General features: G+C 59.7%; 21 protein-coding genes. 11 read left to right on the top strand and 10 right to left on the bottom strand.

Features of this window, described 5'->3' with window-relative positions:
- The first annotated feature begins 4 nt into the window (after positions 1-4).
- Complete coding sequence (locus ASC74_RS22470; protein WP_056744180.1) at positions 5-700, top strand: HAD-IA family hydrolase; 696 nt, start codon at positions 5-7, stop codon at positions 698-700.
- 70 nt (positions 701-770) lie between these two features.
- Here the strand turns inward: ASC74_RS22470 and ASC74_RS22475 are convergent, their stop codons facing one another.
- Complete coding sequence (locus ASC74_RS22475; protein WP_056744182.1) at positions 771-1517, bottom strand: 3-oxoacyl-ACP reductase family protein; 747 nt, start codon at positions 1515-1517, stop codon at positions 771-773.
- 125 nt (positions 1518-1642) lie between these two features.
- On the opposite strand from ASC74_RS22475, the gene ASC74_RS22480 reads away from it, so the two are divergent.
- Positions 1643-2566 carry a LysR family transcriptional regulator gene (locus ASC74_RS22480; protein ID WP_056744185.1) on the top strand — a complete coding sequence of 308 codons (924 nt, stop codon included), beginning with the start codon at positions 1643-1645 and terminating at the stop codon, positions 2564-2566.
- 116 nt (positions 2567-2682) lie between these two features.
- On the opposite strand, the gene ASC74_RS22485 is transcribed toward ASC74_RS22480, so the two are convergent.
- From ASC74_RS22485 to ASC74_RS22495, 3 genes are all read right to left on the bottom strand, one after another.
- Positions 2683-3411, bottom strand: a complete 729-nt coding sequence (locus ASC74_RS22485; RefSeq protein ID WP_056744187.1) for an aspartate/glutamate racemase family protein — start codon at positions 3409-3411, stop codon at positions 2683-2685.
- A gap of 56 nt (positions 3412-3467) precedes the next feature.
- Positions 3468-5009, bottom strand: a complete 1542-nt coding sequence (locus tag ASC74_RS22490) for an NCS1 family nucleobase:cation symporter-1 (RefSeq protein ID WP_056744189.1) — start codon at positions 5007-5009, stop codon at positions 3468-3470.
- Positions 5010-5582: 573 nt separating this feature from the next.
- Positions 5583-6323 (bottom strand): phosphoadenylyl-sulfate reductase, encoded by a 741-nt coding sequence (locus ASC74_RS22495; protein WP_008042297.1) that lies wholly within the window; start codon positions 6321-6323, stop codon positions 5583-5585.
- Positions 6324-6496: 173 nt separating this feature from the next.
- Here ASC74_RS22495 and thrH point away from each other — a divergent pair, with 173 nt between their 5' ends.
- Positions 6497-7114 (top strand): bifunctional phosphoserine phosphatase/homoserine phosphotransferase ThrH, encoded by a 618-nt coding sequence (thrH, locus tag ASC74_RS22500; protein WP_056744191.1) that lies wholly within the window; start codon positions 6497-6499, stop codon positions 7112-7114.
- A gap of 84 nt (positions 7115-7198) precedes the next feature.
- Here thrH and pabB read toward each other — a convergent pair whose 3' ends face one another.
- From pabB to rloA, 4 genes are all read right to left on the bottom strand, one after another.
- Entirely contained in the window at positions 7199-8536 is a 1338-nt protein-coding gene (pabB, locus tag ASC74_RS22505) for an aminodeoxychorismate synthase component I (RefSeq protein WP_056744193.1), read from the bottom strand.
- Between the two features lie 205 nt (positions 8537-8741).
- On the bottom strand, positions 8742-9728 hold the full coding sequence (locus ASC74_RS22510) for an alpha-L-glutamate ligase-like protein (RefSeq protein WP_056744195.1): 987 nt from the start codon (positions 9726-9728) through the stop codon (positions 8742-8744).
- The gene (rloB, locus tag ASC74_RS22515; protein WP_056744197.1) at positions 9728-11263 is read right to left on the bottom strand and encodes an osmotic stress tolerance membrane protein RloB; all 1536 of its coding nucleotides are present in this window, start codon (positions 11261-11263) and stop codon (positions 9728-9730) included. Before rloB ends, ASC74_RS22510 begins: the two co-directional genes overlap by 1 nt.
- Positions 11264-11268: 5 nt before the next feature.
- Positions 11269-11805 carry a retropepsin-like aspartic peptidase RloA gene (gene rloA / locus ASC74_RS22520; RefSeq protein WP_046047911.1) on the bottom strand — a complete coding sequence of 179 codons (537 nt, stop codon included), beginning with the start codon at positions 11803-11805 and terminating at the stop codon, positions 11269-11271.
- Between the two features lie 302 nt (positions 11806-12107).
- On the opposite strand from rloA, the gene ASC74_RS22525 reads away from it, so the two are divergent.
- The 6 genes from ASC74_RS22525 to prpD all read left to right on the top strand — a co-directional run bounded on the left by ASC74_RS22525 (position 12108) and on the right by prpD (position 20782).
- Positions 12108-12827, top strand: coding sequence for a GntR family transcriptional regulator (locus ASC74_RS22525; RefSeq protein WP_176471555.1), 720 nt, complete (start codon positions 12108-12110; stop codon positions 12825-12827).
- A complete protein-coding gene (gene prpB / locus ASC74_RS22530) occupies positions 12824-13714 on the top strand; it encodes a methylisocitrate lyase (RefSeq protein WP_010456549.1) in 891 nt (296 codons plus the stop codon). Before ASC74_RS22525 ends, prpB begins: the two co-directional genes overlap by 4 nt.
- Before the next feature lie 199 nt (positions 13715-13913).
- Entirely contained in the window at positions 13914-15041 is a 1128-nt protein-coding gene (gene prpC, locus ASC74_RS22535; protein ID WP_056744199.1) for a bifunctional 2-methylcitrate synthase/citrate synthase, read from the top strand.
- 204 nt (positions 15042-15245) lie between these two features.
- On the top strand, positions 15246-17837 hold the full coding sequence (acnD, locus tag ASC74_RS22540) for a Fe/S-dependent 2-methylisocitrate dehydratase AcnD (protein WP_056744201.1): 2592 nt from the start codon (positions 15246-15248) through the stop codon (positions 17835-17837).
- Positions 17838-17892: 55 nt separating this feature from the next.
- Positions 17893-19095 (top strand): 2-methylaconitate cis-trans isomerase PrpF, encoded by a 1203-nt coding sequence (gene prpF / locus ASC74_RS22545; protein ID WP_056744203.1) that lies wholly within the window; start codon positions 17893-17895, stop codon positions 19093-19095.
- Positions 19096-19297: 202 nt separating this feature from the next.
- Complete coding sequence (gene prpD / locus ASC74_RS22550) at positions 19298-20782, top strand: 2-methylcitrate dehydratase (RefSeq protein WP_056744205.1); 1485 nt, start codon at positions 19298-19300, stop codon at positions 20780-20782.
- Between the two features lie 7 nt (positions 20783-20789).
- Here the strand turns inward: prpD and ASC74_RS22555 are convergent, their stop codons facing one another.
- Positions 20790-21737 carry a DMT family transporter gene (locus ASC74_RS22555; protein ID WP_056744207.1) on the bottom strand — a complete coding sequence of 316 codons (948 nt, stop codon included), beginning with the start codon at positions 21735-21737 and terminating at the stop codon, positions 20790-20792.
- A gap of 92 nt (positions 21738-21829) precedes the next feature.
- Between ASC74_RS22555 and ASC74_RS22560 the strand changes: the two genes are divergently transcribed.
- Positions 21830-23239, top strand: coding sequence for an aminotransferase-like domain-containing protein (locus ASC74_RS22560; protein ID WP_056744209.1), 1410 nt, complete (start codon positions 21830-21832; stop codon positions 23237-23239).
- 138 nt (positions 23240-23377) lie between these two features.
- Here the strand turns inward: ASC74_RS22560 and ppsR are convergent, their stop codons facing one another.
- Positions 23378-24196, bottom strand: coding sequence for a posphoenolpyruvate synthetase regulatory kinase/phosphorylase PpsR (gene ppsR / locus ASC74_RS22565; protein ID WP_033055694.1), 819 nt, complete (start codon positions 24194-24196; stop codon positions 23378-23380).
- Positions 24197-24371: 175 nt separating this feature from the next.
- On the opposite strand from ppsR, the gene ppsA reads away from it, so the two are divergent.
- A complete protein-coding gene (gene ppsA / locus ASC74_RS22570; RefSeq protein WP_056744211.1) occupies positions 24372-26747 on the top strand; it encodes a phosphoenolpyruvate synthase in 2376 nt (791 codons plus the stop codon).
- Positions 26748-26803 lie beyond the last annotated feature (56 nt).

A 26803-nucleotide genomic window follows, 5' to 3' on the forward strand; every position in this document is an offset into this window, starting at 1 on the left:
TGCGATGAATGCACCGCTGAATGAATTCGGCCCGATCAAGGCCGTGATTTTCGATATGGACGGCTTGTTGCTGGACACCGAGGGCATTTACACCGAGGTCACGTCCATGATTGCCGCGCGTTACGGTCGGGTCTTCGACTGGAGCGTCAAGCAGAACATCATCGGTCGTGGCGCGGGTGATCTGGCGCGTTATGTGGTCGAGGCGCTGGACCTGCCGATCACCGCCGAAGAGTTTCTGGTGATCCGCGAACCGCTGATGCGCGAGCGTTTTCCTACAGCGCTGGCGATGCCTGGCGCACAGGAGCTGGTTCGGCATCTGAAGGCCAACAACATTCCGATCGCGGTGGGCACCAGTTCTTCGCGTCAGTCGTTCGGCCAGAAAACCACCTTGCACCGCGACTGGTTCGCGCTGTTCGATTTCATCGTGACGGCCGATGACCCGGAAGTCGGCGCGGCCAAACCGGCGCCGGACATCTTCCTCACGGCGGCGCGGCGCCTGGGTGTCGCGCCTGAGGATTGCCTGGTGTTCGAGGATTCGCCGTTCGGTGTCACGGCAGCGAAAGCGGCGGGGATGACGGCGATTGCGATCCCGGATGCGGCGATGGCTGACGAAAAATACGCACACGCAGATGGCATTCTTCGTACGCTGAAAGCGTTCAAGCCGAGCGCTTGCGGTTTGCCAGCGCTCGAATGGGCTTAAAGCTGCATAAATGAAAACGCCGGCAACCTGGTCAGGGTTGCCGGCGTTTTTTTATGCGTGATTCAGGACATCAGGCGCCGAAACCACCGTCGATGGTCAGGCTGGCACCGGTGATGTAGCCGGCTTCCGGACCGACGAGGTAGGCGACGAAGCTGGCGATTTCTTCCGCTTTGCCGTAACGACCCACCGCCATCAACGGGATCAGGCTTTCGGCGAAATCGCCACTGGCCGGGTTCATGTCAGTGTCGACCGGGCCCGGTTGCACGTTGTTGATGGTGATGCCGCGCGGACCGAGGTCGCGCGCCAGGCCTTTGGTCAGGCCGACCAGCGCCGATTTGCTCATGGCGTACGGGCCACCACCGGCGAAGGGCATGCGGTCGGCGTTGGTGCTGCCGATGTTGACGATGCGACCGCCTTCGGTCATGTGTTTGGCTGCGGCCTGGGTGGCGATGAATACGCTGCGCACGTTGATTGCGAGGGTCTGGTCGAAGTCTTCGAGTTTGAAATCTTCCAGCGGTGCAACGGCCAGCACACCAGCGTTGTTGACCAGAATGTCCAAGCGACCAAAGGCTTTTACAGTGGCGCTTACGGCGTTGCGGATGGCCTCGGCGTCGGCGCTGTCAGCCTTGATGGCGAGGGCTTTGCCGCCGTTACCGGTGATGCTGTTTTGCAATTCTTCGGCTTTGGCCGTGGAGCTGACGTAGGTGAAGGCGACTGTCGCGCCTTCAGCAGCCAGGCGTTTGACAATGGCAGCGCCGATACCGCGGGATCCGCCTTGAATCAAAGCCACTTTGCCGCTGAGGTTCTGAGTAGTCATATCGATCTCCAAAGTCCCGAGGCGACATGTCTCGGTTGATGGAGCCTAGTATCGATTCAGGATTACCGGCTGTGTAGACGGTAATTGCGATAGTCTGTGTAAACCAGAAGTTTATAGTGACGCTTATGGAAACCTTCAGCAGTATCGAATGCTTCGTGCGCAGTGCCGAGGTCGGCAGCTTCGCCGAAGCCGCGCGCCGCCTGAGTCTGACCCCGGCGGCGGTGGGCAAGAGCGTCGCCAAACTTGAGGCGCGGCTGGGTGTGCGGCTGTTTCAGCGCAGCACTCGCAGCCTGACGCTCACTGAAGCGGGTCATCGGTTTCTTGGCGAAGTGAGTTCCAGTCTTCACACGATCCAGAATGCCGTGGCCAATCTGGCCAGCGCCGAGGGGCTGCCCGCGGGGACGTTGAAGGTCAGCATGGGCACGGTGTTCGGGCGGTTGTATGTCGTGCCGTTGCTCGGGGAGTTTCTACGGCGTTTTCCGGCGATCAACCCGGACTGGCATTTCGATAACCGTCAGGTCGATCTGATCGCTCAGGGTTTCGATGCGGCGATTGGTGGGGGATTCGAGCTGCCGCAGGGGGTGGTGGCGCGCAAGCTGACACCGGCCCATCGGGTGCTTGTCGCGTCAGCCGACTATCTTGAAGGGCGTGAGGTGATTGCCGAGCCCGATGACCTGAAGCATCACGATGGCATCCTGATTCGATCGCCGCAGACGGGGCGTGTACGTTCCTGGCAATTGACCAGTCGCACCCAGCAACACAGCCCGCTGACGCTCAAGGCGCGGATGACCATGAGTGATTCGGAGGCGGCCTGCGCCACGGCCGCCCAAGGGTTGGGTATTGCGCTGGTGAGCATGCCGTTTGCCGTGGGCTATCTGGAGGCCGGGACCTTGCAGCGGGTGCTGCCGGACTGGTATGTCGACGATGGCAACATTTCAATCTATTACGCGGAGCACAAACTGCTGCCCGGCAAGACCCGGGCGTTTGTGGATTTCGTCATTGAGCAGTTTGCGGAGCAGGGGTTGGGGCAGCGGTTTAGTGCGCTCTGAGCCAGCCTCAAAACCGAGGCGCGGCCTTCGCGAGCAGGCTCGCTCCCACATTGGATTTGTGAACGACACAGACCCATTGTGGGAGCGAGCCTGCTCGCGATGAACGATAACGCGGTCTACTGCCCGAAACGCCCCGGCCAGCCGATAATTTTCTTCGGCCGCGGCGTCGCATAAGTCCGCACTTTGGACGTCGACAAGCCCAACCGCACCAACGACTCGGCAATCGTCACCGCCGCCGTCACACCATCCACCACCGGAACCCCGGTGCGCTGACGAATCTGTTCATCCAGCCCGGCCATGCCGCCGCAGCCCAGGCAAATCACCTCGGCCTTGTCTTCAAGCACGGCCAATTCCGCCTGACGAATAATTGCCTCCAGTGCACGTTCAGGATCGGATTCCAGTTCCAGTACCGCCAAACCACTGGCGCGCACCGACGCGCAGCGGTCCCAGAGTCCGGACAGTTTTAGGCGATCCTCGATCAGCGGCACGGTGCGGTCCAGCGTAGTGACCACCGAGTAGGCATGGCCGAGGAACATGGCGGTGCTGGCCGCCGCATCGGTGATGTCCACAACCGGCACGTTGAGCAACTCCTGCAAACCTTCGCGGCCGTGTTCGCCGTAACCGGCCTGGATCACGGCGTCGAAGGGTTGGTCGTAGGACATCACCCGGTCCATCACCGCGATGGCGGCCAGGTAACTTTCGAAATTGCCTTCGATGGAGTCAGCGCCGAAGTAGGGCGTCAGGCCAATGATTTCCGTGCCCGGCGCGGCCACGGACTGAGCCGAACGTGCGATGGCCTGGGTGATGGACTCGGTGGTGTTGACGTTGACCACGAGAATTCGCATGGGAAGTCCTTATAGCGGGTGGTTCTGCGGCCCGACGGTGCCGGGCCGCCAAGGGATTAATGGCTGACGTTATCGACAGCGATGGCTTCACCGCTGACGTCTGCGTAATAAGGCTGCCGTTTGGCGATGATCAGATAGAGCATCCCGGCAATCCCGGCCCCAATCAGCCAGGAGAAGGGCGACACGCTGTCGAAGCCCGGTACCAGCGCCAGGACAATGGCGATCAGCGCGGCAGGAATGAACGCCGCGACGGCGCGTAAATTGACTCCGCGGCTGTAGTAATAGGCGCCATTGGGGTCTTCGCTGTACAACTGCGGCACGTTGACCTGACCTTTTCGTACGAGCCAGTAGTCGACCATGATCACGCCGTACAACGGGCCGAGCAGGGCGCCGAGGCCGGACAGGAAATACACGATCACCAGCGGGCTGTTGTAGAGGTTCCACGGCAGGATCAGCACCGCGATGGTCGCGCTGATCAGCCCGGCGCGGCGGAACGTCAGGTATTTGGGCGCCAGGTTGCTCAGCACGAAGGCCGGGGCGACGAAGTTGGCCATGATGTTCACCGCCACGGTGACGATCAGGAAGGCCAGGCAGCCGAGCACCAGAAAGAAGGTGTTGGGAATCGAGGCAATGATCTCGGTCGGGCTTTCGATGATCCGTCCATTGATCTGAAATTGCGCGCCGCAGAGCAGGACGGTGATGCTGGCGAACACCAGAATATTCACCGGCAGGCCCCAGAAATTGCCGACCTTGATGGTCTTGCGGCACGGCGAAGAGCGGGCGAAGTCGCAGAAGTTGAGGATCAGCGTGCCGTAGATCGACAGCCACAACGCACCACCGGCAAAGATGTTGCGCCACATCTCACCGCCAGTCAGCGGTTCGCGGATCGACCAGGCGATGGTCGCATTGGCCTGAAAGTACATCCACCCGGCGAGGGCGGCGACGGTCAGCAGAATCACTGGCCCGGCGAACGCCTCGTAACGTCTAACCATCTCCATGCCGTAGGCGAGGATCGCCAGTTGCACGAACCAGATAGCCACAAAACACACCCAGCCCAGGCTCGATAGGCCGAGGATCGAGTTGTGGTCATAGTCGGCGAAGCCGGGATGAACCGCTGTCAGCAGTACGCGAAAGACCACCGAGGCGAGGTATGTCTGAATCCCGAACCAGGCGATGGCGATAACGGCGCGGATCAATGCAGGAATCTGCGCCCCGTGAATGCCGAAACTGATCCGGCTGATGACAGGAAACGGCACGCCGGTCTTTTGTCCCATGTAACCGGAGAGGTTCATGAAGCAATAGACCAACGCCGCACCGATCCCCAGGGACAGCAGGATTTGCCAGCCACCCAGTCCGAGGGCATACAGCCCGATGGCGAAGGAGTAATTGGCGATGTTGTGAACGTCGTTGGTCCACAGGGCGAAGATGCTATAGCGGCCCCAGCGTCGACCTTCGGCCTTGGTCGGCGCCAGGTCCTTGTTGTGCAGGCGGGGGCTGAGTACGACAGGTTCTTGAAACGTTTGGTCGTGAGGGGTTGAAGTGGGTGGGAAGGAGGGCAGATCCAGCGCGATGTTGTTATTGGAGAGGCTAGTACGCATTCCGGCAGGCTCCGAGCTTGGCGTCGCGATGACTGTGCATGAGCGTTGGCTCGACAAATCTTCGTCGCGGGCAGTCAGCATCATTGGTTACGGGGCATCTGCAGCCTGTACGGGATAGGGCGCTTCAGGCTTGCGGATCTAAAGTGTGTGTATGTTTTGATGGGATTGTATACAAAACATGTATGCACTTAAGCCAGATCCATGCCAGTCAGCGATCTATGAATTTCACTGTTAATTTCGTTTTGTTATCTGTTTTCGATAAGTATCTGAAATAAAGGCGATATAAATTGACTGTTTGAACAGGTATTTATTTTTAAGCGGGATGTGTACGAAAGGTCGACTGAGGAAGTCAGGGCAGGGGCGTGTAACTTTTTGGGGCGCTGAAATAAAAAGTGCACACACAAATGGCACTTATGGTGACATTCGTGTGTACACATTTATTTGGGTGAACATCGAACCTGTGGGAGCGGGCTTGCTCGCGAAGAGGCCTTCACATTCGACATCTATGTTGAATGTCAGTCCGCTTTCGCGAGCAAGCCCGCTCCCACATTTGGATCTCACAAGGCCGGGGGGTTATGCCTTGGATTTGCTGATGATGTTGCCCGCATGCAGCCCGCATTCTTTCTGCGTCGCTTCTTCCCACCACCAACGACCTTCGCGCTCGTGCTGGTTCGGCAACACCGGACGGGTGCACGGTTCGCAGCCGATGCTGATGAACCCGCGCTCATGCAGGCTGTTGTACGGCAGCTCCAGCATGCGGATGTAACCCCAGATCTCTTCACTGGTCATTTGCGCGAGCGGGTTGAATTTGTACAGGGTGCGTTCCGGGGTGGAGAACGCGGTGTCGATTTCCAGCACCGCGACGGCGCTGCGTGTTCCAGGGCTCTGATCCCGACGCTGGCCGGTGGCCCAGGCCGTCACTCCCGAGAGCTTGCGACGCAGCGGCTCGATCTTGCGGATGCCGCAGCATTCGCCATGGCCGTCCTTGTAGAAACTGAACAGGCCCTTTTCCTTCACGAAAGGTTCGAGCTTGGTGTAGTCCGGCGACACCAGTTCGATGTCGATCTTGTAGTGCTCGCGCACCTGATCGATGAAGCGGTAGGTCTCGGGGTGCAAGCGGCCGGTGTCGAGGCTGAACACTTTGACGTTCTTGTTCAGCTTCCAGGCCATGTCCACCAGCACCACGTCTTCGGCGCCGCTGAAAGATATCCACAGGTCATCGCCAAACTCGGCGAACGCGAGTTTCAGGATGTCCTGGGCGGATTTGTTGGCATAGGTCGTGGCGAGTTCCACGACATCGAACGATGGGCTCATCAGGGCGGCTTCCTACAGGTCAGTGGCGCTGGGCGCTCTATATAGGTCAGATGGTAACAAAATCCTGCAGCGACTGGCGCGCCCTATGCGTTGCACCGGTCAGCCTGAGTCGCTAGAGTTCGGCAGTCTTTTGGCTCGCTCGACTCAATAATCAATACAAATGGGAGTGTCTTGTGGAAATTGCCTGTCTGGATCTTGAAGGTGTACTGGTCCCGGAAATCTGGATCGCCTTCGCCGAAAAAACCGGGATCGAATCCCTCAGGGCTACCACCCGGGACATCCCCGACTACGACGTGCTGATGAAGCAGCGTCTGCGGATCCTCGACGAGCACGGCTTGAAACTCACTGACATCCAGGAAGTGATCGCCACGCTCAAGCCTCTCGACGGCGCCATCGAGTTCGTCAACTGGCTGCGTGAGCGCTTTCAGGTGGTGATTCTGTCGGACACGTTCTACGAGTTCTCCCAGCCGTTGATGCGTCAACTGGGCTTCCCGACCTTGCTTTGCCATCGTCTGATTACTGACGATTCCGGTCGGGTGACGAGCTATCAATTGCGTCAGAAAGATCCCAAGCGCCAGTCGGTTTTGGCCTTCAAGAGCCTTTACTACCGGGTGATCGCGGCGGGGGATTCCTACAATGACACCACGATGCTGGGTGAGGCGGATGCGGGGATTCTGTTCCATGCACCGGACAATGTGATTCGCGAGTTTCCGCAGTTCCCGGCGGTGCACAGCTTTGAAGAGCTGAAGCAGGAATTCATCAAGGCTTCGAATCGGGCCCTAAGTCTGTAAACCCGATCCCTGTAGGAGCTGCCGCAGGCTGCGATCTTTTGATCTTGCTTCTTAACATCAAAAGATCGCAGCCTGCGGCAGCTCCTACAGGTTTTGAAGGGTATCGAGCAGTACTTTTACCTTGGTAATCGATTCCTGATACTCGGCCTGCCACTCTGAATCCGCGACGATCCCGCCACCGCCCCAGCAACACACCTGCCCATCCTTGACCAGCAAACTGCGAATGGCAATCGAACTGTCCATCTCGCCGCGCACGTCCAGATACAACAAAGACCCGCAGTACAACCCGCGACGCGTCGGCTCCAGCTCGTCGATGATCTGCATCGCGCGAATCTTCGGTGCGCCGGTAATCGAGCCGCCAGGGAAGCTGCCAGCGATCAGGTCCAGTGCATCCCGGTCATCCGCCAGTTCTCCGGTGACGCTGCTCACCAGGTGATGCACGTTCGGGTAGCTTTCCAGGCTGAACAACTCCGGGACCCGCACCGAACCGATACGGCAAGTCCGGCCGAGGTCATTGCGCAGCAAGTCGACGATCATCAGGTTTTCTGCGCGGTCCTTGGGGCTGGCCAGCAGTTCGGCGGCGTTTGCCGCATCTTCGGCAGCGGTCAGTCCGCGAGGGCGGGTGCCTTTGATCGGGCGGGTTTCCACATGGCGTTCGCTGACTTTGACGAAACGTTCTGGCGACAGGCTCAACACCGCGCCGCCGTCGGGCAGACTCTGAAAGCCGGAAAACGGCGTCGGGCACGCCGCCCGTAGCGCACAATACGCGGCCCATGGATCGCCCTGGCACTGAGCTCGGAAGCGTTGGGCGAAGTTGACCTGGTAACAGTCGCCGGCCTGGATGTACTGCTGAATGCGTTCGAGTGCGTGGCGATATTCGTCAGCGCTCAGGTCGGCCTTCATCGGGGCTTTCAACGTGAAAGACTCGACTGCTTCAGCCGTAGGCTCACTGAACAGTGCGATCAGGCGCTGACGTTCGCTGTCGATTAGCGATGGATGGAAGACCAACTGACTTGTACTCAGTTGGTGATCGCTGATCAGCGCCCAGTCGTACAGTCCGAAACGTGCATCGGGTAGTTGCAGATCGTCCTGCGCCTGACTGGGCAGGTTTTCCAGATGCCGACCGAAGTCGTAGCTCAGGTAACCGATGAGGCCGCCAGCGAAGGGCAAATCGTAAGGAACAGCCGCTTCACCGAGTCGTGTCAGATTGTCGCGAAGGCGTTGCAGGAAATCGCTGCCACTTTCGTCAGGCAATACCGCTATTTGCTCCAGTGGCCAGGCACTGAGCAGGTCATAACGTCCACGCTCGGCACTCGGCCGGCCACTGTCGAGCAGCACGGCACCGGGGGCATGACGAATCGCCGCGAAGTACTCGGCGGGGTTGGCGCGATAGGGGAGCGGGTGTACGGAACAGGTCAACATGGGCGGGGCAGATCAGCCATCGAGGCGGGGGTGGCGATTGTAGTCTCCTCGGGGAATTGCTCCTAGAGGGGATTGGCAGGTTGAGAGCTTCGGTGACTGTCAGTCAGTCTTCGCGAGCAGGCTCGCTCCCACACTGGATCTATGTCGCACAGAAGATCAAATGTGGGAGCGAGCCTGCTCGCGAAGGGCGCACCTCAGTACGGGATCAGCCCTCAACCGCAGGAATATGCCCAAACATTTCCTGAACAAACTCAACCCGTTCCTGCACCGTCTCAACAACCCCGCGAGCCTTCAACTCTTCCAGCCGCGCTTCAACCGCATGGGTGCGCAACGTCAGCCCGCAATCATTGGCAATCTGAATGTTCAGCCCAGGCCGGGCGTTGAGCTCAAGAATCAGCGGCCCTTTCTCCTGATCCAGCACCATGTCGACACCGATATAACCCAGCCCGCACAGCTCATAGCAGCCCGCGGCAAGTTTCATGAAACCGTCCCAGTAGGGCAGTTGCACGCCATCCACTGCGTTGGTGGTGTCCGGGTGTTTGGCGATGATGTTGTTCAGCCAGGTGCCGCGCAGGGTCAGGCCGGTGGCCAAGTCCACGCCGACGCCGATGGCGCCCTGGTGCAGGTTGGCCTTGCCGCCGGACTGGCGCGTCGGCAAGCGCAGCATAGCCATGACCGGGTAACCCATCAGCACGATGATGCGAATGTCCGGCACGCCTTCATAGCTGATGCTTTTGAAAATCTGGTCCGGGATCACCCGGTATTCGATCAGCGCGCGGTCACGGTGCCCGCCCAGGGAATACAGGCCGGTGAGGATGCTGGAGATATGGTGCTCGAGTTCCTCATGGTCGATGATCTTGCCGGACACTGTGCGATAGCGCCCCTCGAACCGGTCGGCAACCACAATGATGCCGTCACCGCCGGCGCCCTGGGCCGGTTTGATCACGAAGTCGTTGCGCCCGCCGATGATCTCGTCGAGGTTGTCGATTTCTTTTTCGGTGGAGATCACGCCATACATTTGCGGCACATGAATGCCGGCGGCGATGGCGCGTTCCTTGGTGATGATCTTGTCATCGACAATCGGGTACAGACTGCGCTTGTTGTACTTGAGCACGTAGTCTGCGTTACGCCGATTGATCCCCATGATGCCCCGGGCTTCCAGGGCCTTCCAGGTCTTCCAGAAGCCGAACATCAGGCGTCAGCCTTCTTCAGGAACGCCTTGAAGCGCACCAGTTCGGTCAGGCGGTAGCCGCGATAACGCCCCATCGCCAGCATGAAGCCCACCAGGATCAGCAGGATCGCCGGGAAGGTAAACACGAAGTAAATCAGCTCCGGCACGGTCATGATCAGGTGCGCCAGGGACGCCGCGAACAGCGTACCGATCGCCACTTTCATGGCATGGCCGGAACCGCGTTCTTCCCAGGTAATCGACAGGCGTTCGATGGTCATGGTCAGAATCACCATCGGGAACAGCGCTACCGACAACCCGCGTTCCAGGCCGAGTTTATGGCTGAGCAGGCTGATGGTCGCGATCAGCACCACCACGAAGGTCAGCACCACGGACAGCCTCGGCAGCATTTGCAGCTTCAAGTGCTCAAGGTAGGAGCGCAGCGACAGGCCCAGCGCCGTGATGATGGTAAACAGCACAATACCGAAGCCGAGCTGGGTTTCCCGGAACGCCAGCGCGATCAGCACCGGAGTAAAGGTGCCGAGAGTCTGAATGCCGATCAGGTTGCGCAGGATCAAAATCACCAGTACGCCGATCGGGATCATCACCATGATCATGAACGTCTGCTGGGTTTGTAGCGGCAGGCCGTACAGCGAGTATTCGAGGAAGTTGGCGTCGGTGTTTTCGTCGGTCAGCTTGGCCAGGCGAATGGCGTTCATTTCGCTGTTGTTCAGGCTGAAGGTCACGTTGGCTTTCTTGCCGCCATCGACAGTGATCAGGTTTTCGTCGCCGGTCCACCACAGCAGGCGGTCGGTCGGCAGGCCCTGTTCGCCGGTTTCCGGGTTGAAGTACAGCCAGTCGGTGCCGTTGAAGCTGCGCAGCCAGAGTTCAGGTATTTGCGGTTGGTCGGCCACCAGGCGAATGGTGTGGACCTTTTCTACCGGCACGTGGGCTATGGACAGTACCAGCTCGACGATTTTGGCTTTGTTCGCGCTGGATGGATCGCCACCCAGCAGCAGTTTCACATTGTCGTCACTAAGGTTGTTGACACGCTTGATGGCTTCGCCGATGAAGGTTTCGACGTCGGCCGAGTGCTGGCGGATCGGTGCGAGCAGGGCTTCGGCGGCGACTTTTTCCGCGCCTTCGACGGCGATGCTGTCGCGGAAGGTCGGGCCTTTGATCTTGGATTTTTCACCGGTGTAGCGCTTGGTCAGCACCAGGCGGTAATAAAGGGTCTGATTGCCCTTGGCCCGACGTGCCGACCAGGTGACTTTGCGGTTGCCGTCGGCACGGTTCACGGCCACGCCGTAGTTATTGGAAATGAAACTCTCGTTGAGGCTGACGTAATCGCGGCTCAGCGGCGGCACGAACATCTGGATCTTGACCGGGTCCTTGGTACTGGCGACGAACTCGACTTTGGCGTCGATGTTCCACAAGTCGTCGGTGGCGTCTTCGGTCACGGGGATGCCGAGCACGAAGATCTGATAGGCCGTGACTGAAATACCCAGCACCACCAGGATGGCGATCAGGAATTTCAGGTGGAGGGTAAGAGAGCGCATTGGAATTACTCTGCGGTATGAGCGTCGGTGGCGCAGGCGGGTTTGCCAGCAGCGTATTTAAGACTGGGGTCAACCAGCGCATCGAAGCGTTTCAGCGCTTCGGAGCCGATCAGCAGCGGGTATTGGAAGGCGCTGCGGTCGGTCAAGTTCACTTCGATACTGCGTAAAGCCGACCCCATGCAGATATCCAGCTCGATCACCGGACGGGCGGTGTACTTCTTGCCCTCTTCCGGGTCGTAGTCGCCGGCCCGGCGCTTGATCTTGCTGACGCGGGCCAGTGGCCGTTCGATCGGGTGCGAGTGCGCAGCGTCGATCGCCAGATAGAAGCGCACCCAGGATTCGCCATTGCGTTTGAAGCGTTTGATGTCACGGGCACTCAGGGACGCGGTTTTCGCCCCGGTGTCGAGTTTGGCGGCGACTTCCAGGTCGATGCCGTCCAGGGAGGCGTACTCGTTGAGGCCGTAAACAGTCTTTTCCCCCGCCGCGGCGAAACCCGGCAGGCAAAGAAGATAAAGGAAGGTGGGGAAGGGCTTGAGTCTCATAAATCCTGGTGCGCAGCGGTCCGTACTTCTATTCAAGGCCCTGGCATCGCTGCGCAAGCTCCCTCGTATGCCTATCAACTGTTTATGACAAGCAGTGCAGATGTCACAAACAAATGCGGCCGGCATTCTAGCACGGTGGTTTTATGGCGCCACCGCCGGGAGGCGGCTATAAACAGAAGGACTGCGTCGTTCTGGTGCAGTCGGTTATTAGACGATTGTCGACAATACCTATTTATCCTTTGACTAAAAGGTCTGTATTCGCTAGTTTTTGCGGCATCAGCTTTCAAGGTGTCGACAATATGCTGGATCAACTCGATCCCCCGGTAATAGCCCAAGACGATTCGGAGACACTGTCCGAGAACGTCTTCCGGCGCATTCAGGCGGCCATCGTCAAGGGCGAGATCGCCCCGGGCAGCAAGATCTCCGAGCCGGAACTGGCGCGCACCTATGGCATCAGCCGCGGGCCGCTGCGCGAGGCGATCCACCGTCTGGAAGGCCAGCGCCTGCTGGTTCGCGTGCCGCACGTCGGGGCACGGGTGGTGTCGCTAAGCCACGCCGAGCTGCTGGAACTCTACGAAATCCGCGAATCCCTCGAAGGCATGGCCTGCCGTCTGGCGGCCGAACGCATGACCCTCGAAGAAATCGACGAACTGCGCCGGGTCCTCGAAACCCATGAGCGCGATGCGGCGTTTCAGGCCGGTGTCGGCTACTACCAGCAGGAAGGCGATTTCGACTTCCATTACCGAATCATCCAGGGCAGCGGCAACCGCACCCTGACGCAGATGCTCTGCGGCGAGCTCTATCAACTGGTGCGCATGTACCGCATCCAGTTTTCCACCACACCCAATCGCCCGCGTCAGGCTTTTGCCGAGCACCACCGAATTCTCGACGCCATCGCCGACCGTGACGGTGAGCTAGCCGAGTTGTTGATGCGTCGCCATATCGGCGCCTCCAAACGCAATATCGCCCGTCACTACCAGGACGGCACACACCAGACAGCCACTGAACGAGGTGAGTCATGAGTTCCAACAAGAGCACTCCAGGCCAGCGTTTCCGCGATGCGGTCGCCAGCGAACATCCGCTGCAAGTGGTCGGCGCGATCAACGCCAATCACGCGCTGCTGGCAAAGCGCGCCGGTTTCAAGGCTATTTATCTGTCGGGTGGCGGGGTGGCTGCCGGCTCCCTCGGCGTGCCGGACCTGGGCATCACCGGCCTGGATGACGTGCTGACCGACGTGCGCCGCATCACTGACGTCTGCGACCTGCCGCTGCTGGTGGACGTGGACACCGGTTTCGGTTCCTCGGCGTTCAACGTGGCGCGTACCGTCAAGTCGATGATCAAGTTCGGCGCGGCGGCGATTCACATCGAAGACCAGGTCGGCGCCAAGCGCTGCGGTCACCGTCCTAATAAAGAGATCGTGTCCCTGCAGGAAATGGTCGATCGGATCAAGGCAGCCGTCGATGCGCGCACCGATGACAGCTTCGTGATCATGGCCCGCACCGACGCCCTCGCGGTGGAAGGTCTGGAATCTGCGCTGGATCGTGCCGCGGCGTGCATCGAGGCTGGCGCCGACATGATCTTCCCGGAAGCCATCACCGAACTGGACATGTACAAGCTGTTCGCCAACCGCGTGAAAGCGCCGATCCTGGCCAACATCACCGAATTCGGCGCGACGCCGCTGTACACCACCGAGCAACTCGCCGCTGCCGATGTATCGCTGGTGCTGTACCCGCTGTCGGCGTTCCGCGCGATGAACAAAGCCGCGGAAAACGTCTACACCGCGATCCGCCGCGACGGCACGCAACAGAACGTCATCGACACCATGCAGACCCGCATGGAGCTTTACGATCGCATCGACTACCACACCTTCGAGCAGAAGCTCGATGCGTTGTTTGCCGCGAAGAAGTAGAGGTTTATGTAGCAGCTGCCGAGCAGCGCGAGGCTGCGTTCGAGGCCGAAGGACTCGCCAAGCCAGGCGATCGCGTAAGCAGGTTTTACGACTGCTTCGCAGCCGAACGCAGCCTCGCAAGCTCGACAGCTGCTACGAAAGTGGGATAACCGTTTTAGAACTTGCCGATTCCCTAACAAATTCAAGATTGGAGACAGCAATGGCCGAAGCAAAAGTACTCAGTGGCGCCGGGCTCCGTGGCCAGGTTGCCGGGCAAACCGCACTGTCCACCGTGGGCCAGTCGGGCGCGGGCCTGACCTATCGTGGCTACGACGTTCGCGAACTGGCGGCTGACGCACAGTTCGAAGAAGTAGCCTACCTGCTGCTTTACGGTGAACTGCCGACCAAAACCCAACTCGCCGCTTACATCAGCAAACTGGGCAAGCTGCGCGACCTGCCGCAAGCGCTGAAAGAAGTGCTGGAACGCATCCCCGCCGACGCCCACCCGATGGACGTGATGCGCACCGGTTGCTCGTTTCTGGGCAACATCGAACCGGAGAAAGATTTCTCCGAGCAACACGACGTGACTGACCGTTTGCTGGCCGCGTTCCCGGCGATCATGTGCTACTGGTATCGCTTCAGCCACGACGGCAAACGCATCAGTTGCGTGAGCGACGAACAATCCATCGGCGGCCACTTCCTGCACCTGCTGCACGACAAGAAGCCGAGCGAGTTGCACGTCAAAGTGATGAACGTTTCGCTGATCCTCTACGCGGAACACGAGTTCAACGCCTCGACCTTCACCGCACGGGTTTGCGCCTCGACCCTGTCGGACATGTATTCCTGCGTCACGGCCGCCATTGGCTCGCTGCGCGGTCCGCTGCACGGCGGCGCCAACGAAGCGGCGATGGAAATGATCGAGCGCTTCAGCTCGCCGGAAGAGGCGATCAAAGGCACCCTCGGCATGCTCGAGCGCAAGGACAAGATCATGGGCTTCGGTCACGCGATTTATAAGGACAACGATCCGCGCAACGAGGTGATCAAGGGCTGGTCGAAAAAACTCGCTGACGAAGTAGGTGACACCGTGTTGTTCCCGGTTTCCGAAGCCATCGACAAGACCATGTGGGAACAGAAAAAACTGTTTCCGAACGCCGACTTCTACCACGCGTCGACGTACCACTTCATGGGCATTCCGACCAAGTTGTTCACACCGATCTTCGTTTGCTCGCGCCTGACCGGCTGGGCGGCGCACGTGTTCGAACAACGTGCCAACAACCGCATCATCCGCCCGAGCGCCGAATACGTCGGCGTCGAACAGCGCAAGTTCGTGCCAATCGAACAACGCTGAATGGTGTGGGCTCCCGCGCTGGTTGCTGAATGAACCGGGACCATTGTGGGAGCGGGCTTGCTCGCGAAGACGGACTGACATTCAACATTGATGTCGACTGATACACCGCTTTCGCGAGCAAGCCCGCTCCCACATTTGACCGAGTTAACTTCAGGAGCTGTGCCAGGCCCCACCTTTTGAAATTACCGTGACCGAGTCCTGACGATGAACACTGAATTCCGTAAACCGCTGCCCGGCAGCCATCTGGATTACTTCGACGTCCGCGCGGCTGTTGACGCCATCCAGCCCGGCGCCTACGACACTCTGCCGTACACCTCCCGCGTGCTGGCGGAAAACCTGGTGCGTCGCTGTGACCCGGCCACGCTCACCGAATCCCTGAAGCAATTCATCGAGCGCAAACGCGACCTCGACTTTCCATGGTTCCCGGCCCGTGTGGTGTGCCACGACATTCTCGGCCAGACCGCGCTGGTCGACCTCGCCGGCCTGCGTGACGCCATCGCCCTGCAAGGTGGCGACCCGGCGCAAGTGAACCCGGTGGTGCCGACGCAATTGATCGTCGACCACTCCCTGGCCGTCGAGCGCGGTGGCTTCGATCCAGAGGCGTTCGAGAAGAACCGCGCCATCGAAGACCGTCGTAACGAAGACCGTTTCCACTTCATCAACTGGACCAAAAAGGCCTTCAAGAACGTTGATGTGATTCCGCCGGGCAACGGGATCATGCACCAGATCAACCTGGAGAAAATGTCTCCGGTGATCCAGGTGCGCGACGGCGTGGCGTTCCCCGACACCTGCGTCGGTACCGACAGCCACACCCCGCACGTCGATGCACTGGGCGTGATCGCCATCGGTGTCGGCGGTCTGGAAGCGGAAAGCGTAATGCTCGGCCGCGCGTCGTGGATGCGTCTGCCGGAAAGCGTCGGCGTTGAACTGACCGGCAAGCTGCAACCGGGCATCACCGCCACCGACATGGTGCTGGCGCTGACTGAGTTCCTGCGTCAGCAAAAAGTGGTCGGCGCGTGGCTGGAGTTCTTCGGCGAAGGCGCCTCGGCGCTGACCCTCGGCGACCGCGCGACCATTTCCAACATGGCCCCGGAATACGGCGCCACTGCTGCGATGTTCTACATCGATCAGCAGACCATCGACTACCTGAAACTCACCGGCCGCGAAGACGAGCAGGTGCAGCTTGTAGAGCAATATGCCAAGACCACGGGCCTGTGGGCTGACAGCCTGAAAGGCGCGCAATACGAGCGCGGGTTGACCTTCAACCTGTCTTCGGTGGTGCGCAACATGGCCGGCCCGAGCAACCCGCACGCCCGCGTCGCCACCTCGGATCTCGCGGCTCAAGGCATCTCCGGCCAGTGGACCGAAGTGCCCGGCCAGATGCCGGACGGCGCAGTGATCATCGCCGCCATCACCAGCTGCACCAACACCAGCAACCCGCGCAACGTCATCGCCGCCGGCCTGCTGGCGCGCAATGCCAACAAGCTCGGATTGACCCGCAAGCCGTGGGTCAAGTCGTCCCTGGCGCCGGGTTCGAAAACCGTGGCGCTGTACCTGGACGAAGCCGGCCTGACCACTGAGCTGGAGCAACTCGGTTTCGGCATCGTCGCCTTCGCCTGCACCACCTGCAACGGTATGTCTGGCGCGCTGGACCCGGTGATCCAGCAAGAGATCATCGACCGCGACCTGTACGCCACTGCCGTGTTGTCCGGCAACCGCAACTTCGACGGCCGGATCCACCCGTACGCCAAGAACGCGTTCCTTGCTTCGCCGCCATTGGTGGTGGCTTACGCCATCGCCGGGACCATCCGTTTCGACATCGAAAAAGATGTGCTGGGTGTGGTCGACGGTAAGGAAATTCGCCTGAAAGACATCTGGCCGAGCGACGAAGAAATCGACGCGGTGGTCAAGGCGTCGGTCAAGCCGGAGCAGTTCCGTCAGGTTTACATTCCGATGTTCGCCATCCACGAAGACACCGGTCCGAAAGTGACGCCGCTGTACGACTGGCGCGAGATGAGCACCTACATCCGCCGTCCGCCGTACTGGGAAGGCGCGCTGGCCGGTGCACGTCCGCTCAAGGGCATGCGCCCGCTGGCAGTGCTGCCGGACAACATCACCACCGATCACCTGTCGCCGTCGAACGCGATCATGCTCGACAGCGCTGCAGGTGAGTACCTGGCGAAAATGGGCTTGCCGGAAGAGGACTTCAACTCTTACGCGACCCACCGCGGTGATCACTTGACCGCGCAACGCGCCACCTTCGCCAACCCGAAACTGTTCAATGAAATGGTTCAGGAAAACGGCAAGGTAAAACAGGGTTCGCTGACTCGCGTCGAGCCGGAAGGCCAAGTGATGCGCATGTGGGAAGCCATCGAAACCTACATGGAACGCAAGCAGCCGCTGATCATCATCGCCGGCGCCGACTACGGTCAGGGTTCGTCCCGCGACTGGGCGGCGAAGGGCGTGCGTCTGGCCGGTGTGGAAGCGATTGCGGCCGAAGGTTTCGAGCGCATTCACCGCACTAACCTGGTGGGCATGGGCGTGTTGCCGCTGGAGTTCAAACCGGGCACCGATCGCAAGACATTGGGCATCGATGGCAGCGAAACCTACGACGTGATCGGCGAGCGCACCCCGCGTGCCGAGCTGACGCTGATGATCAATCGCAAGAACGGCGAACGCGTCGAAGTGCCGGTGACCTGCCGCCTCGACACCGCCGAAGAAGTGTCGATCTATGAGGCGGGCGGCGTGCTGCAACGCTTCGCTCAGGACTTCCTTGAATCGGCAGTAGCCGTCTAAATCACGACGTGCGGACACGGGATGTTGAGTCCCGTGTCTGCTTTGAAGGAGCACCATGGCTCACGCACCTCAAATCGCCCCTCAAATTAAAATCCCCGCCACCTACATGCGTGGCGGCACCAGCAAAGGCGTGTTCTTCAGCCTGAAAGACCTGCCCGAAGCGGCACAGGTTCCAGGGCCTGCGCGCGATGCCTTGTTGCTGCGCGTGATCGGCAGCCCCGACCCGTACGACAAGCAAATCGACGGCATGGGCGGCGCGACCTCCAGCACCAGCAAAACCGTGATCCTGTCGAAAAGCATCAAGGCCGATCACGATGTCGATTACCTGTTCGGTCAGGTGTCCATCGACAAGCCTTTCGTCGACTGGAGCGGCAACTGCGGCAACCTGTCGGCGGCGGTCGGTTCGTTCGCCATCAGCAACGGTCTGGTGGACGCCAGTCGCATCCCGCACAACGGCGTTGCCGTGGTTCGTGTGTGGCAGGCCAACATCGGCAAGACCATCATCGCTCACGTGCCGATCACCAATGGTGAAGTGCAGGAAACCGGTGATTTCGAACTCGACGGCGTGACCTTTCCAGCCGCTGAAGTGCAGGTCGAATTCATGGATCCGGCAGCGGAAGAAGAGGGTGGCGGTGGTTCGATGTTTCCTACCGGCAACTTGGTCGATGACCTCGAAGTACCTGGCGTCGGGACCTTCAAGGCGACCATGATCAATGCCGGTATTCCGACGATTTTCGTCAATGCCGAAGACATCGGTTACACCGGCACCGAGCTGCAAGGTGCGATCAACGGTGATCCGAAAGCGCTGCTGATGTTTGAAACCATTCGGGCTTACGGCGCACTGCGCATGGGCCTGATCAAGGATCTGGACGAAGCGGCCAAGCGTCAGCACACGCCTAAGGTTGCTTTTGTGGCCAAGCCTGCGGACTACGTTGCTTCGAGTGGCAAAGCGATTGCGGCGGGCGATGTCGATCTGCTGGTGCGGGCGCTGTCCATGGGCAAATTGCACCACGCGATGATGGGCACGGCGGCGGTGGCGATTGGTACGGCGGCGGCGATTTCCGGCACGTTGGTGAACCTCGCAGCGGGTGGTATTGAGCGCAATGCTGTGCGTTTCGGGCATCCGTCCGGCACGTTGCGCGTGGGGGCTGAGGCGAGCCAGGTGAACGGTGAATGGACCGTGAAAAAAGCCATCATGAGCCGCAGTGCGCGGGTGTTGATGGAAGGGTTTGTCCGTATTCCCGGCGATTCTTTCTGATCCCGACACCGAACCCATGTGGGAGCGGGCTTGCTCGCGAAAGCAGTGTGTCAGCTTGCATTGATGTCGGATGTGCCGCCGTCTTCGCGAGCAAGCCCGCTCCCACAGTTTGATTGCATTTCAAAATAAGAATTTTGTTACTGACTGAGATTTAACCTGAACCGAGGTCCCATCAACGAACCACTTCAAGAGTGAATCGAACATGAGCACCAACGTCGACCAGAACAACCGCCCCGACTACGACACGGTCCTGCAGGACATTGCCGACTACGTCCTCAACTTCAAGACCCAATCCGCCGAAGCCCTCGACACCGCCCGCAACTGCCTGATGGACACGTTGGGCTGTGGCCTGCTGGCCCTGCGCTTCCCCGAGTGCACCAAACACCTCGGCCCCATGGTGGAAGGCACCGTCGTCCCGTTCGGCGCGCGCGTCCCCGGCACCAGCTATCGCCTCGACCCGGTCAAAGCGGCGTGGGACATCGGTTGCATCGTCCGCTGGCTCGACTACAACGACACTTGGCTCGCGGCCGAATGGGGCCATCCGTCCGATAACCTCGGCGGCATTCTCGCGGTGGCGGACCACTTGTCGCAAAAACGCCTCGCCAATGGCGATGCGCCGCTGACCGTTCGCGCTGTGCTCGAAGCCATGATCATGGCTCACGAAATCCAGGGCGTGATCGCGCTGGAGAACTCCTTCAATCGCGTAGGCCTGGATCACGTCATTCTGGTGAAAGTCGCCTCGACCGCTGTCACCGCCAAGCTGATGGGCGCCAATCGTGAGCAGTTGTTGTCCGCGTTGTCCCACGCCTTCGCCGACGGTCAGGCGCTGCGCACCTACCGACATGCGCCGAATGCCGGATCGCGTAAATCCTGGGCGGCCGGCGATGCGTCCAGCCGTGGCGTGCGTCTGGCGGACATCGCGATGCGTGGCGAAATGGGCATCCCCGGCGTACTGACCGCCAAACAATGGGGCTTCTACGACGTGCTGTTCAGCCACACCAACATCGACCTGGCGCTCAAACCCGAAGACAAACGCGCGTTCAGCTTCTCCCGGTCGTACGGCAGCTACGTGATGGAAAACGTGCTGTTCAAAATCAGCTTCCCCGCCGAATTCCACGCGCAAACGGCCTGCGAAGCGGCGGTGACTCTGCATCCACAAGTCAGAAATCGCCTGCACGAAATCGACAAAATCGTCATCACCACCCATGAATCGGCGATCCGCATCATCTCCAAGGTCGGCCCGCTGGCCAACGCTGCGGACCGCGACCATTGCATTCAGTACATGACTGCCGTGCCGCTGGCGTTCGGCAATCTGGTGGCCGAGCAGTACGAGGACGACTTCCACGCGGCGCACCCGATCATCGACGTGCTGCGCGAAAAAATGGTCATCGTCGAAGACCCGCGCTACACCCGCGAATACCTGGAGGCCGACAAACGCTCCATCGCCAACGCGATACAGGTGTTCTTCAAGGATGGCTCCAGCACCGAGAACGTGTTGGTGGAATACCCTATCGGCCATCGCCGTCGTCGCACCGACGGCATTCCGCTGCTTGAAGACAAGTTCAAGGCCAACCTGGCGACCCGCTTCACCGCCCAGCGCAGCGCCGAGATCTTTGCGTTGTGCAAGGATCAGGCAGCGCTTGAGGCGACACCGGTGAATCGGTTCGTGGATTTGTTTGTGATCTGACCGTCGCCTAGGGGTTTGCTTTTTTGCCGATGAGCCACTTTTCCACAGGCAATTTGGTGATCGCAAACCCCGTCAGCAAAATCGCCGAGTACATCATCAGTTCCCGGGACAAGGTTTGCCCCTCGTACCAGGCACCGATGATCACCGCGAACACCGGAAAAATGATGAACACAAACGACAGAATGATCGGGCTCAGCCGCTTGAGCAGCAGGAAGTAAACGATAAACCCGCCCACCGACGCCACCAGCCCCAGATAGAGCAGGGCGCTCCACGACCGCGCGGTGATGGCTTCGAACACCGGTGCTTCGACATTCAATCCGGCGACAAACAGCATCAGCCCGGCGATGCCGATTGGCAGCGTGTTGTAGGTGATGACGCTGATCGCCGTGCCGTGTTTTTTCGTCACCACGTAACACAGCGCATGCATCACCGCGGCGCAGAGAATCGCCAACACCCCGAACAATTCGGCATGGTCCAGATGCAGCCCTTGGCTGCGGATGATCATGAACAGGCTGCCGAAACCGATGGCGATGCCGAGTACTTGCGAGGGGTAGATTTTCTCCCGCAGAAACAGCGCGGAAAACAGCAGGATGAACACCGGCATGCAGCTGAACAGCAGTGCCGTCAGGCCGGACGAAACGTGCATCTCGCCGTAGTTGAGCAAGTAGTACGGCAGGCTGAAATACGACAGCGTAACGAAGACAAAGAACCAGCGGCTTTCCTTGGGAAACAGCAGCGGTTCACGACGGATCAGGGCGAAGCCGAGAAATAACGGAAAAGCGATCAGGAACCGCAGGCCGCCAGCAGTCAGCGGCGGCACGCTTTCAACGGCAATCTTGATCCCGAGCCATGTGGTGCCCCAACTCAGACACACGATCAGAAACAACACGCTGGTGATCAGGGCGGCGAGCCAGGGTTTGGCAGTACGTGAAGGTGCGCTGATGGCAATCGACATGATCGGACTCCTTTTATCGTCGGAATTGACCTTCATCTGCAAAAGGTCTATCCCTGATTGAACCTGTTTTAAGCACGCTATTCGGGGCTGCAATGACTGTCAAAACAAGTATTGCCATGGTGTCAATCCTGCGCGACGGTCTGGCGAACGGTCTGGGGGTGAAATACAAACGCCTCGCCGACGGGATCGAAAAAGGCATCGCTGAAGGGCTGATCGAGCCCGGCTGCAAATTGCCGCCTCATCGGTTGTTGGCGGATAGCCTCGGCGTGACCATCGGTACCATCAGCCGCGCTTACGGTGAACTCGAACGTGTGGGATTGGTGGTCGCGCGCGTAGGAGACGGCACGTATGTGCGTCAGCGCGGGATGGAGCGATCGCGGGATGGTGGCTTTCGCAATGTCAGCGATGAGCCGCGGGCGTTTTTTGACATGAGCCGCAATCAACCGATTCCGGGGCAGGAAGCGCTTTTTTTGAGTCAGAGCCTGCAAGCGTTGTCCCTTGATCCTGAGGCGTTGCAACACCTCGGGGGCTACAGCGCCGAGGCTGGATTGCTACGCTACCGTGCGGCGGGCGCGCACTGGCTCAGGCATAAAGAGTTTGTCCCGACCGTCGAGCAGATCGTTTGCGTGAACGGCGGCCAGCACGGTCTGTTGTGTGCCTTGATGGGGTTGCTCAAGGCGGGCGATACGTTGGTGACGGAGCACCTGACCTACCCGGGGCTGATCAGCGTCGCACGCCAGCTAGGGATAAAACTCATCGGTGTCGGGATGGATGATGAAGGACTGATGCCCGATGCCCTGGAGGATGTTTGCCGCAACCATCGTGTGTCGGCGCTGTATTGCACGCCGACGATCCAGAATCCTACGGCTGCCGTGATGTCCGTCGCACGGAGGGAGGCGATCGCAGAGGTCTGTCGGCAGCACAATCTGTTGATCTTTGAAGACGAAGCCCACGCGGTGTTGGCTCAACAGCGACCGTTACCCTTGAGCCATTTCGCCCCGGAGCGTTCAGTGCTGATCGGCAGCCTGAGCAAGGCGGTTTCGGCGGGTTTGCGAGTCGGTTACCTGCATGCGCCGCAACCGTTGATCGGACGCTTGAGCGCAGCAGTGCGCGGGACGTGCTGGATGGCCAGCCCGTTGTCGCTGGAGGTGGCGAGCCTGTGGATAGAAAACGGCATTGCCGAGCAGTTGCTGGGCCAGCAGATTGCCGAGATCGGTCGGCGCAAGGCGTTGGTGAGTGGTGTGCTGGGGGGCTTGGCGTACAAAACCCATTCCCATAGCCCGCACTTCTGGATCGAAGTTCCCGAACCGTGGCGGGCCTCGCAGATTGCTGAGGAGCTTAAGGCGAATAATTATCTGATCGCCACCGCTGAAGCGTTTGCGGTCGGGCATGGGGCGGTGCCGCAGTTCGTCAGGGCGAGTGTTTGTAATTCGGTGGGGGATGATCGGTTGTTGCTTCAAGGGTTTGAAGCGTTGGCGGGGGCACTCAGGGAGACCGTGTAATCGTTCTTCGCGAGCAAGCCCGCTCCCACAGGTGATCTTCAGTGAACACAAAATTTGTGTACGACAGAGTTCCAATGTGGGAGCGGCGGTGCGACGATTCGACTTGCTCGCGAAGGCGGCCGGGCAGGCGCTAAAGAACTACTTGAACCGCCGCTCCACGCCTTTCTCCACCAAAATCTTCGCGGAAATTTCTTCCACCGAAAAATGCGTGGAATTGATGTGCGGGATGTTCTCGCGGCGGAACAAATTCTCCACCTCACGCACTTCGAATTCGCACTGGGCGTAGCTCGAATAGCGGCTGTTGGGCTTGCGTTCGTTGCGGATCGCGGTGAGGCGGTCCGGGTCGATGGTCAGGCCGAACAGTTTGTGCTGGTGGGCACGCAGGGTGGCTGGCAGTTGCAGGCGTTCCATGTCGTCTTCGGTCAGCGGATAGTTGGCCGCGCGGATGCCGAATTGCATGGCCATGTACAGACACGTCGGCGTCTTACCACAACGCGACACGCCCACTAGGATCAGGTCCGCCTTGTCGTAATAATGCGTGCGCGCACCGTCGTCGTTGTCGAGGGCGAAGTTCACCGCCTCGATCCGCTCCATGTAATTGGAGTTGCTGCCAATCGAGTGGGACTTGCCGACGGTGTAGGAAGAATGCTCGGTCAATTCCTGTTCAAGAGGCGCCAGAAAGGTCGAGAAAATGTCGATCATGAAACCATTGGACGTTGCGAGGATCTCACGGATGTCCTGATTGACAATGGTGTCGAAGATGATCGGCCGAAAGCCGTCGGTTTCGGCGGCTTTGTTGATTTGTTGTACCATGGCCCGCGCTTTATCCACGTTGTCGATGTATGGCCGCGTGAATTTGCTGAAGGTAATGTTTTCGAACTGCGCCAGGAGGCTTTGGCCGAGGGTCTCGGCTGTGATGCCGGTGCCATCGGAGATAAAGAAAGCAGATCGTTTCATTTGCACCTTGGGCCTTAAGCTAGTGACGAATCTTGGATATGATAGGCGCGATTTGCCGGCCGCCAGTGGCCTGCATTCTCACTTATTTTCCAGGTCCAGGCCATACAGCCGGCAAACGCTCCTTACGAGCAGCCGGCTTCTGAGCTTTTCCAACACAGTTAGTGGAGAGATCACCTTGGTAGAGTACGTAGTTTCCCTCGATAAGCTCGGCGTCCATGATGTAGAGCACGTAGGGGGCAAGAACGCATCCCTGGGCGAGATGATCAGTAACCTTGCAGGTGCCGGTGTATCGGTGCCCGGTGGCTTCGCCACGACAGCTCAGGCTTATCGTGATTTTCTCGAGCTGAGCGGCCTGAACGATCAGATCCACGCCGCCCTCGACGCCCTGGACGTCGACGATGTCAATGCCCTGGCCAAGACCGGCGCCCAGATCCGTCAATGGATCATGGAAGCCGAATTCCCCGAGAAGCTCAACGCCGAGATCCGTACCGCGTTCGCCACGCTGTCGGCCGGCAACCCTGACATGGCCGTGGCCGTGCGCTCTTCCGCTACCGCCGAAGACCTGCCGGACGCTTCCTTCGCCGGTCAGCAGGAAACCTTCCTGAACATCCGTGGTGTCGAAAACGTTATTCGCGCCGCCAAAGAGGTGTTCGCTTCACTGTTTAACGACCGCGCGATTTCCTACCGCGTCCACCAGGGCTTCGACCACAAGCTGGTTGCCCTGTCGGCCGGCGTGCAGCGCATGGTCCGCTCCGAAACCGGCACCGCCGGCGTGATGTTCACCCTCGATACCGAATCGGGCTTCCGTGACGTGGTGTTCATCACCGGCGCCTACGGCCTGGGTGAAACCGTCGTACAAGGCGCGGTGAACCCGGATGAGTTCTACGTCCACAAAGGCACGCTGGCAGCCGGTCGTCCGGCCATCCTGCGTCGCAACCTGGGCAGCAAAGCCATCAAGATGATCTACGGCGAAGTCGCCACGGCCGGTAAATCGGTCAAGACCATCGACGTCGACAAGGCTGATCGCGCACGCTTCTGCCTGAGCGACGCCGAAGTCAGCGAACTGGCCAAGCAAGCGATGATCATCGAAAAGCACTACAAGTGCCCGATGGACATCGAGTGGGCCAAAGACGGCGACGACGGCAAGCTCTACATCGTTCAGGCCCGTCCTGAAACCGTGAAGAGCCGTACCTCGGCCAACGTCATGGAACGCTACCTGTTGAAAGAAACCGGCACCGTGCTGGTTGAAGGTCGCGCCATCGGCCAGCGCATCGGCGCCGGCAAGGTCCGCATCATCAAGGACGTGTCCGAGATGGACAAGGTCCAGCCAGGCGACGTTCTGGTCTCCGACATGACCGACCCGGACTGGGAACCGGTCATGAAGCGCGCCAGCGCCATCGTCACCAACCGTGGCGGCCGTACTTGCCACGCGGCGATCATCGCTCGCGAGCTGGGCATCCCGGCCGTGGTCGGTTGCGGCAATGCCACCCAGCTGTTGAAAGACGGTCAGGGTGTGACTGTGTCCTGCGCTGAAGGCGACACCGGTTACATCTTCGAAGGCGAACTGGGCTTCGACATCAAGAAAAACTCCGTCGATGCCATGCCTGATCTGCCGTTCAAGATCATGATGAACGTCGGCAACCCGGACCGCGCCTTCGACTTCGCACAGTTGCCGAACGCCGGTGTGGGCCTGGCCCGTCTGGAGTTCATCATCAACCGCATGATCGGTGTTCACCCGAAAGCGCTGCTGAATTACGCCGGGCTGCCGCAGGACATCAAGGACAGCGTCGACAAACGCATTGCCGGCTACGACGATCCGGTCGGTTTCTATGTCGAGAAGCTGGTTGAAGGCATCAGCACCTTGGCCGCTGCGTTCACCCCGAAAAAGGTCATCGTGCGTCTGTCGGACTTCAAGTCCAACGAATACGCCAACCTGATCGGCGGCAAGCTCTACGAGCCGGAAGAAGAAAACCCGATGCTGGGCTTCCGTGGCGCTTCGCGTTACATCAGCGAATCGTTCCGTGACTGCTTCGAACTCGAGTGCCGCGCCCTCAAGCGCGTGCGCAACGAGATGGGCCTGACCAACGTCGAAATCATGGTGCCGTTCGTCCGTACACTGGGCGAAGCCAGCCAGGTCATCGACCTGTTGGCGGAGAACGGTCTGAAGCGCGGCGAAAACGGTCTGCGCATCATCATGATGTGCGAACTGCCGTCCAACGCGATCCTCGCCGAAGAATTCCTCGAGTTCTTCGACGGCTTCTCGATCGGTTCCAACGACCTGACCCAGCTGACCCTGGGCCTGGACCGCGACTCCGGGATCATCGCGCACCTGTTCGACGAGCGTAATCCGGCGGTCAAGAAGCTGCTGGCCAACGCGATTCAGGCCTGCAACAAGGCTGGCAAGTACATCGGCATCTGCGGTCAGGGTCCTTCGGACCACCCTGATCTGGCCAAATGGCTGATGGAGCAGGGCATCGAAAGCGTTTCGTTGAACCCCGATTCCGTACTGGAAACCTGGTTCTTCCTGGCTGAAGGTCAAGCTTCGGCTTGATGTGAATGAAGCCTCGGTCAAGTGGCCGAGGCTTTAAGAATCAAGTAGGGCGGGCT

The sequence above is a fragment of the Pseudomonas sp. Root329 genome (assembly GCF_001424925.1).
In the GTDB taxonomy this organism is placed as follows: domain Bacteria; phylum Pseudomonadota; class Gammaproteobacteria; order Pseudomonadales; family Pseudomonadaceae; genus Aquipseudomonas; species Aquipseudomonas arabinosi.